Origin of the sequence: Kitasatospora sp. NPDC056327, from assembly GCF_042261735.1 — a bacterium.
In the GTDB taxonomy this organism is placed as follows: Bacteria; Actinomycetota; Actinomycetes; order Streptomycetales; family Streptomycetaceae; genus Kitasatospora.
In genome coordinates this window covers 22189-30927 of record NZ_JBHJRC010000070.1, presented here as the reverse complement: position 1 = coordinate 30927, position 8739 = coordinate 22189, and the positions used below count along the sequence as shown (strand labels likewise).

The 8739-nt window shown below is 74.7% G+C and carries 6 protein-coding genes and 1 pseudogene; all 7 read left to right on the top strand.

The window, feature by feature from the left end:
* Positions 1-585 precede the first annotated feature (585 nt).
* The 7 genes and pseudogenes from ACFCX4_RS13255 to ACFCX4_RS13225 all read left to right on the top strand — a co-directional run bounded on the left by ACFCX4_RS13255 (position 586) and on the right by ACFCX4_RS13225 (position 8738).
* A complete protein-coding gene (locus tag ACFCX4_RS13255; RefSeq protein ID WP_376141512.1) occupies positions 586-1392 on the top strand; it encodes a uracil-DNA glycosylase family protein in 807 nt (268 codons plus the stop codon).
* 112 nt (positions 1393-1504) lie between these two features.
* A pseudogene (locus ACFCX4_RS13250) lies at positions 1505-1969 on the top strand (chitinase); the annotation flags it as partial.
* Positions 1970-2085: 116 nt separating this feature from the next.
* Entirely contained in the window at positions 2086-2805 is a 720-nt protein-coding gene (locus tag ACFCX4_RS13245) for a hypothetical protein (RefSeq protein ID WP_376141510.1), read from the top strand.
* Positions 2806-3376: 571 nt separating this feature from the next.
* A complete protein-coding gene (locus ACFCX4_RS13240) occupies positions 3377-5002 on the top strand; it encodes an amino acid adenylation domain-containing protein (protein ID WP_376141508.1) in 1626 nt (541 codons plus the stop codon).
* Between the two features lie 138 nt (positions 5003-5140).
* Positions 5141-5383: an acyl carrier protein gene (locus ACFCX4_RS13235; RefSeq protein ID WP_376141506.1), complete on the top strand. Its 243-nt coding sequence runs from the start codon at positions 5141-5143 to the stop codon at positions 5381-5383.
* The gene (locus ACFCX4_RS13230; RefSeq protein WP_376141505.1) at positions 5380-6792 is read left to right on the top strand and encodes a flavin monoamine oxidase family protein; all 1413 of its coding nucleotides are present in this window, start codon (positions 5380-5382) and stop codon (positions 6790-6792) included. The genes ACFCX4_RS13235 and ACFCX4_RS13230 overlap by 4 nt, the downstream gene beginning before the upstream one ends.
* A 209-nt stretch (positions 6793-7001) precedes the next feature.
* Positions 7002-8738, top strand: coding sequence for a class I adenylate-forming enzyme family protein (locus tag ACFCX4_RS13225; RefSeq protein WP_376141503.1), 1737 nt, complete (start codon positions 7002-7004; stop codon positions 8736-8738).
* Position 8739: the final 1 nt, after the last annotated feature.

The following is an 8739-nucleotide window of genomic DNA, read 5'->3' as shown; positions in this document are numbered from 1 at the left end:
GGAAGTCGGACCGGCCGACTTCCTGCGCAACGCCCCGGACGGCAACCCACTCCCGGGCCGCCCCGGCATGGCGGTTCCGCGCGGCACCGGGACGGCGTCACCCCGCGCGACCCACCCCGGCACGACCACCGGAGCACCCCGGCCCACCAAGGGCACGGCCCCCACGCAGGCCCTGCCATGCGCCCCGCCCGACAGCAACCCACTCCGCCACCGCCGCTCCCCCGCCCCGTTGGGAACCCGCCGCCCAGCCCCCCGACGGGAACCAGCCCCCGCCGGACCGGCACCGGGAGGACGGTCCGGACGGCACCTCGCCCCCGGCAACGAGAGGAACCCGCCACGGGCCCGGTCGGCAGTCCGCACCCGGCCCCTTCCCCTCCCGGACCGGTACCGGGACGGCGTCACCCCGCGCGACCCACCCCCCGGCACCGCCACCGCACGGGCCCGGGCCGCCCCTCGGCGGGACGGTTTGCGCGGCGCCGGGTGGTGTGGTGCATTGGGAGGTGGGCCGGAACCGGTGTTCCCGTGCGGGAGCGGGGCGGGTGGGCACGGTCCGTGCGGTCCGCCGGTGAGTGAGGTGGTGACCCGATGGCCGAGTACGACCGGGGGCCGGGCGACGCGTTCGCGGAGCTGTTCGCGCGGGTGCCCGATCCGCCCGGTGCCGACGCACCCGAGGCCGATCCGCCCGCCGGGGAGGCGTTCTGGTTCGACTGGGGGCCGGTGTTCTACCGGGGGCGGCTGGACGGGTCGGCACGGGTGCTGGTCGTCGCCTCCGATCCCGGGCCGACCGAGCGGATCGCCGGGCGCACCCTGGTCGGCAACGCCGGGCAGCGGGTGCAGGGGTTCCTGGCGAGGCTGGGCCTGACCCGGTCCTACGTCTGCGTCAACGCGTGGGCCTACGCGGTGCGCCCGTCGTTCGCCGGGCCGATGAAGCCACGGCTCGCCGACCCGCTCCAGGCGCAGTGGCGCAACGAGTTCTACGACGCGGTGGCCGGCCCCGCCCTGCAGGCCGTCGTGGCGATGGGCGGCGTCGCCCAGGAGGCGGTGCGGCTGTGGACCGGCCGGCCCGCCGGGGCCGCGCTCGCGAAGGTCCCGCACCCGTCGAGCCACACCGAGTCGACGCTGCTGGACGGGTGGCGGGCGGCGATCACCACGCTGCGTCCGATCGTGACCCCGGACGAGGACGGCGACAACACCGGGCCCGACTACGGAACCGTGTTCGAGGAGGGCGACTACCGGCCGGTCCCCGCCCGCGACCTGCCCTTCGGCGTCCCGGCGTTCCTCGGGGACGACGCCTGGGTGCGGGCCCTCGGGGGCGGGGAACAGAACTCGGTCCGCCGCCCGGTCCCGGACGACCGGCACACCCTGATCTGGAAGGCACCGGACCGATCGTGAAGGCGGCGGACTGATGGCGCTCGTCCTGCGCGGGACCGTCGTCACCTTCGACGACGGGCACCGGATCCTGGACCCCGGCGCGGTGTACGCCGGCGACGACGGCCGCCTCGCCGCGAACGTCAGCCACGAGACCGGCGGACTGAAGTACGTGGTCGAGCAGAACACCGCCAACTACCCGCACTACTGCGACACTTCGCAGCCCTACGGCTGCCCGGCCGGCCAGTCCGCCTACTACGGGCGCGGACCGCTGCAGCTGAGCTGGAACTTCAACTACAAGGCCGCCGGCGACGCCCTGCACATCGACCTGCTGCACAACCCCTCCCTGGCGGAGCGGGACCCGGCCGTCTCCTGGAAGACCGCGCTCTGGTTCTGGAACACGCAGAACGGCGCCGGCCGGATGACCGGCCACGACGCGATCGTCAACAACAAGGGCTTCGGCGAGACCATCCGCACCATCAACGGCGCCCTGGAGTGCGACGGCAAGAACCCCGCCCAGCGCGACGACCGCATCAACCTCTTCAAGAAGTTCGTCGGCGTCCTGGGAACCGACGTCGGCGGCGGCAACCTCTCCTGCTGACCCACCCCCGGGGCGGCCCCACCCCGGCCGCCCCGGCACGTCCGTCCGCCGCCGAAGCGTCGTGATAGCGTCGCCCCCTCTCCGGAAGCCGGACGAGGTCCCACCGGCAGGCTCCCGTGACCCACCCCGCCCCACCGGCCCGACCCTCCCGGCCGACCGGGCCCGACCCGACGCTCCGGTCCGCCCTGGACGCCCTGGACGCCGCCCTCGCCCCGTTCACCGAACGACCGCACCCCCAGCGCGGCTGCACCCACTGCTACTCCCCCGCCGACCTGGCGGCGCTCGGCGGCCCGGCGAGCGCCGTGCCGGACGAACTGGTCCGGTCCGTCGCGGACGAGGATCCCGACCACTGGGACGGCTTCCAGGCCCTCTACCGCCGGATGACCCCCCGCATCCTCCGCCTCCTGACCACCGGCCGGCTGCACGCCGACCCGGCGGTGGTCGCCGCCCGGCTCCTCGCCGCCGGACTGCCCGGCCGGGCCGCGCCGGAACGGGCCGCCGTGGCGGCGGTCTGGTCGGCCTGGTGGCACTCGACCCTGCGAACGCACCCCGCGGACCACCACGTGACGGAGGTCCTGGAGGCGGTGGCGGCCGCCACCGGCACCCTGACGCCCTGGCTGGCCGTCTGGACCGGGACCCGTACGGAGGCGGCCGATCTGCACCTGGCCGACGCACTCGACCGCTGGCTTCCCGGCGACGGCCTCGCGGACCTGCGCCTGGGCCCTCACGGCGGACTGCACGCCACACCCGTCCTGCTGCCCTGGCTGCTCTCCCTCGACGAGGGCCGCATCGGCGCCGCACAGCTCTTCGAGACGGAGCGCATCGCGTACAGCTGAGCCCCGGCCGATCCCGGCCGGTCCGGCGGACGGGAGACGGGAGACGGGAGACGGGAGACGGGCGGCGGACGAACACTCCGGCGACGTCCTTTCCGCAGGGAATCCGGGAAATCGGTGAACCCTTCTCCCGAATACGGCGGCCGGACGCCGTCGGGCAGCAGCTTCGGCCGTCAGCAGCGGCAACGACGGGAGCGATGGCGCGGGCGCCGTTCAATTCGCCTCCGAACGGATCGTCAATCACCTTGCGGCACAAGGTTTTCCGATCGCGTGCGGATCCATCGGGAAACTCCGCCCGCCGGACATGACGGATCGTCATCGCGCCGCCACCGAGCGGAGCCACTCGGGTCACACGGGACCGTCCAGGCGGAACGAGTCCCGTCCACATGTCAACCGCGCGTCCTTGAAGCGACATCCCCGACAACCATTGTGGCTCCGTGCGGCACCCCGGTAGAGTCCCGGTCCGCCGAGCACCGAACACGTGCTCGCACCGGCATTCTTTGGGGCGGGCATGACAAATAACCGCAACATCCACGGGGCCACTTCCGACCTGATTGACGCGTTCACGGAAACCGTGCGCCGATATCCGGGGCGGCCGGCGATCGCCCACCACGGGCGGACCGTCAGCTACCGTCAACTCAACGCACTGGCGCACTCGTTGGCCGATCGTCTCGGGCCGGACCCGGGCCCGGTGGCGGTCGCGGCCACGCACACCCCGGACACCGTGGCCGGTCTGCTCGGCGTCCTCGTCGCGGGCGGGGCGTACTGTCCGGTCGACCCGGCGTTCCCGCCGCAGCGGCAGCGGGAGATGCTCGCCGCGGCGGGCTGCCGGACGGCCCTCGGGCTCGACGGGCACCCCGGCGTGGAAGCGGTCGGGTTACCCCGATTAGCCGGGACCGATCCGGAGCCTCCCGGCGGTCCGTGGTCCCCCGGCGGTGCGCGCCGGACGGGGCCGGAGCGACCGGCCTATCTGCTCTTCACCTCGGGTTCGACCGGGCAGCCGAAACCCGTCGTCACTCCCCGGCGGGCGATCTCCGCCGCCGTGGACTCGCTGTGCACCCTGTTCGGCCTCACCGCCCAGGACAGGGTGCTGCAGTTCGCGTCGCTGAACTGGGACACCTGCTTCGAGGAGATCCTCCCGGCGCTCGTCACCGGCGCCACGCTCGTCCTCGACCGCGACGCCCACAGCGGCTCGTTCCCGCGCCTGCTGCGGATGGTCGAGCGCGAGCGGATCACCGTGCTCGACCTGCCCACCGCCTTCTGGCACGAACTGGTCCGCCACCTCGCGGAGGAGCGGCTCGGACTGCCCGGCAGCGTACGGCTGGTGGTGATCGGCGGCGAGGCGGCCCACCCGGCCCGGCTGGCCGACTGGGCCGCCCTGGACACCGCGCGGATCCGGCTGCTCAACACCTACGGGTCCACCGAGACCACGCTGATCACCCATGCCGTCGACCTGCACGGGCCGCTGGCCGCCGCCCGGGACCGGCCCTGGGCGGCCGGCGACCAGGTGCCGATCGGCCGGGCGCTGCCCCATGTGCACGAACGCATCGACGAACGCGGCGAGTTGCTGATCGGCGGTCCCGCCGTGGCCCTCGGCTACCGCGGCCTGCCGGAGGCCACCGCGGCCCGGTTCACCGAGGAGGCCGCGGACGCGGGCGAGGCCGGGGCCGTGCGCTGGTTCCGCACCGGTGACCGGGTGAGCCGGGCGGCCGACGGCGTGCTGACCCACGAAGGCCGGCTGGACGGCGAGTTCAAGGTGCGCGGGATCCGGGTCGACCCGGCGGAGGCGGAGGCGCACATCGGCGCACATCCCGCGGTGCGCGCGGTGGCGGTGACCGGGACGACCGCGGCCGGGCGCACCGCGCTGGTCGCGTACGTGGTCCCGCTCCCCGGGGCAGCGGCCGGAGCGCTGGACGCCGAGCTCCGCGCGTACCTGCGGGAGCGGGTGCCCGGCCATCTGGTGCCCGCCCGGATCACGGTCGTCCCGGAGCTGGTGCTCACCGCCAGCGGCAAGGTCGACCGGGCGGGCACGCACCGGCTGCACTCGGCCGGGGCCGGGGCCCCGACACGGGCCGAGGCCCACGCCGAGGCCGACGCCCAGGTCCATGGCCAGGTCCATGGCCAGGTCCAGGGTCCTGCCGAGGCCCAGGGCCCTGCCCGGCTCCGCCACCCGGCCCCCCTGCCCGCCGCCCGTCCCTAGGGACCGGCCGGCACCGGCCCACGCGGCCGCGCACCCGCACGACCGCGTATCCGCACGACCACGCACCCGTGCCCCCGCGCACGTCCACAGGCCACCCGAACGAACGGTCCCCTCACCAGCGGTCAAAGGAGAGCCTCGTTGAGCAGCGTAGACACCACCCCAGCGGACACCGAGGGCGTGGTGGCGATCTTCCGCCGCGTCCTGGAGACGGACGACGTCGCCCCCGAGTCCGACTTCTTCCTCCTGGGCGGCGACTCCCTCATCGCCACCCGCGTGCTGAGCGCGGTCGCCCGGACGTACGGCGTCGAGTTGTCCTTCGACGACTTCGTGCTCGCGCCCACGCCGGCCGGTCTGGCCGCGCTGATCGGGGCCGCCGGATGAGCGCCGGGGACGGGAGCAGACGCCGGACGCCGCGTTCCGCCGTCGTCGTCGGCGCCGGGATCGCCGGCCTGACCGCCGCCGAGGGGCTGGCCTCCCGCGGGGTCGCCGTCACCGTGCTGGAGGCCCGCGAGCGGGTCGGCGGGCGGACCCACGGGATCGAGGTCGCACCCGGCGCCTGGACCGACGCGGGCGCCGCCTACCTCGGCGCCCGGCACACCGAACTCATCACGCTCATCAAGGAACTGGAGCTCCACACCACACCCACCACCATGCTCGGCGCGAGCCGCTTCGCCCTCGGCTGCCAGGGCAGGGCGGGCGGGGCCGACGGGGCGGAGCCGGACGACGGGCACGCCACCCGGGACGGCAGGTTCCCGCCGCTGAACGCGGTGGCGCTCGGCGACCTCTTCGACCGGCTCGCCGAACTCACCGCCGCCGTCCGGCCGGAGGCGCCCTGGCTCACCCCGGACGCGGAGCGGCTGGACACCCTCACCGCCGCCGAGTGGGCCGAGCAGTACCTCACCCATCCGGACGCCCGGCTGTTCTTCCCGCTCTTCCTGGGCGAGATGATGGCCGCCGACCCGGCCGGCGTCTCCGTCCTGCACATGGCCTTCTACCTGCGCTCGGGCGGCGGCCTGCGCTATCTGAACGCCTTCGAGGGCGGCGCCCAGCAGGACCGGATCGAGGGCGGCGCGCACCTGCTGTGCGAACGGCTCGCCGCCCGGCTGACCGCCCGGCACCGGGGCGCCGTCCGGCTCGGCGAGGCGGTGCGGGCCGTCGGACAGGACGCCGACGGGGTCACCGTGCGCACCAGCCAGGGCGCGGAGTACCGGGCCGACGTGGCGGTGGTGGCGCTGCCGCCGCTGCTGGCCGACGCCCTGGACCTGGGACCGGAGCCCCCGGCCCGGCGGGCGGGCGAGCGCACCGGACGCGGCTGCGCCGTCAAGGTCAACCTGGTCTACCCGTCGCCGGTCTGGCGGGAGCACGGGCTCTCCGGGTGGTCGGTCAACGCGGAGGGACCGCTGCTCTCCACGGTGGACGACTCCCCCGCCGGAGCGGCGGTCGGGGTGCTCACCGGCTTCGTCACCGGGGCCGAGGCGCACCGCTACGCCGCACTGGGGCCGCGCGAGCAGCGCGCGACCGCGGTCGCACAGGCCGCCCGGCTGTTCCCGATGCTGCCCGAGCCGGTCGGCTTCCACGTCACCGACTGGGTCAACGACCCCTACAGCAAGGGCTGCTACGCGGCGCTCTTCGGGCCCGGCGACTGGCTCCGGCTCGGCCCGACGCTGACCGCGCCGCACGGCCGGGTGCACTGGGCCGGCACCGAGACCAGCACGGAGTTCTTCGGCCTGCTGGAGGGCGCGATCCGCTCCGGCCACCGGGTCGTCGCCGAGATCCTCGACGGCGCCTGAGCATCCGCGCCGCCCGACACACCGCTCGATCCGCACCGCCCGCACCAACACCGCCACCACCCGCACCACCCGCACCACCCCCACCGAGCACACCGAGCACACCGAGCACACCGAGCACGAACCTGTCCGCCGCGCACCTGATCTCCCCACCACACCCAGCCCATGCTCACGTTCCACAAGAACCGCGGGCGACCCCACAGGAGACCGCCATGAGCGACCAGAGTTCCCCCCTGGGCACCACCCCGCCGTCCCCGATCGCACCGCTCGCCGCCCGCGAGCGGCTGATGGCCGAACCCGGCCTCGGGGCCGGCAACTTCCTCGACCACGCCATCGCCGTGAACCCCCACCGCGCGGTGCCGTTCGCCTACAGCCACCACACCGACCACCGCGGAGCCGTCGTGCTGCGCGGCCACAGTCTGCTGGACCTGGCCGCGCTGCGCGACCGCTACGCCGCCTGGTACCACGCCAACGGCGTGCGCCCCGGCGAGCCGGTGGCCGTGGTGATCGCCGAGGGCCTGGAGCCGCTGCTGCACTTCCTGGCGCTGACCGCGCTGGGTGCCGTCCCGGCCCTGGTCAACGACGCCATGCGGCACGACGTGATGGTCCGCTACCTCAACCACGTCGGCGTGGTCGGGGCGGTCGCCGACGACACCACCCGGCTCGCCGCCGCCTACCGCCGGGACCCTCAGCGCCGGCCGCGGTTCCTCGCGCTCGCCGCCGAGGTGCAGGCCTTCGACGCGGACGCGGCCGGCGGTCTGCCCGCGGAGTACCCGTACCGGCACGCGCCGGAGGACGTGGTCGCGCTGATCCACTCCTCCGGCACCACCGGCACCCCCAAGTCCACCATCCTGGCGCACCGCCAGTTCTGGGACGGCAAGCAGCCGCGCATGGTGCGCTTCCCGGCCGAGCCGGAGGACCGGCTGATGTCCCTGATGCCGCACACCCACGCCGGCGGACTGAGCTACTTCCTCACCGCGACCCTGCTCGGTCTGCCGACCGTGGTGATGGCCGACTGGCGGCGCCCGGTGGTCGAGCCGGTGATGGAGGCGTTCCGGCCGACCATGGTCGCCTCCTTCCCCCGGACCTTCGTCGAACTCGCCACCGGGGAACTGCCGGTGAAGGGTGCCGCCAAGGTGCACTCCTGGTTCAACACCGGCGACAGCGCGCACTACGGGCACATCCGCCGGCTGGTCGGGCTGGGCGAGCGGCCCGCCGGGCTGATCCGGCCCTGGCTGCTGCCGCAGGAGAAGGCCGACCAGCCCGCCCTTCCCGGTTCGCAGTTCGTCGACGGCCTGGGCTCGTCCGAGATGGGGATGGCGCTGTTCGGCCAGGTGACCACGCCGGAGAGCCTCCGCGACGACCGCTGCGTCGGCAAACCGCTGGAGGTGGTCCGCCGGGCCGCCGTGCTCGACCAGGACGGCCACGAAGTTCCGGACGGCACGGTCGGGTTGCTGGCGGTCGACTCGCCCTCCCGCACGCCCGGCTACTGGAACAACGCCCGGCTCACCGACAGCTTCGAGCTGGCCGGCTACTGGCTGACCGGGGACGTCGCCCGGCGCGACGCCGAGGGCCGGTTCTACCACCTGGACCGGACGGTGGACGTCATCGACACCGCCGGCGGCCCGGTCTACAGCCTGCCGGTCGAGGAGGTGCTGCTCGCGGACTGTGCCGAGCTGGTCCGCGACTGTTCGGTGGTCGGCGTGCCCGGCACCGGCGGCGAGGGGCAACGGCCGATCGCGGTGGTCCAGTTGCAGCACGGCTCGGAGACCGCCGGGGAGATCGAGGTGCTGACCGCCGCCAACCGGGCGCTGACCGCCGCGGGGCTGTCCACGCTCTCCGCCGTCCGGGTGGCCCGCACGGCGGAGGAGTTCCCGCTCGGGCCCACCGGCAAGGTCCTCAAGCGCGAACTGCGCACCCGCTTCGCCACCCTCTTCACCGGCCTGTAGC

Excerpts from the sequence above, each read along its gene's own strand:
- ACFCX4_RS13255 (WP_376141512.1), top strand. The coding sequence starts at position 586 with ATGGCCGAGTACGACCGGGGGCCGGGCGACGCGTTCGCGGAGCTGTTC.
- ACFCX4_RS13230 (WP_376141505.1), top strand. The coding sequence starts at position 5,380 with ATGAGCGCCGGGGACGGGAGCAGACGCCGGACGCCGCGTTCCGCCGTC.
- ACFCX4_RS13225 (WP_376141503.1), top strand. The coding sequence starts at position 7,002 with ATGAGCGACCAGAGTTCCCCCCTGGGCACCACCCCGCCGTCCCCGATC.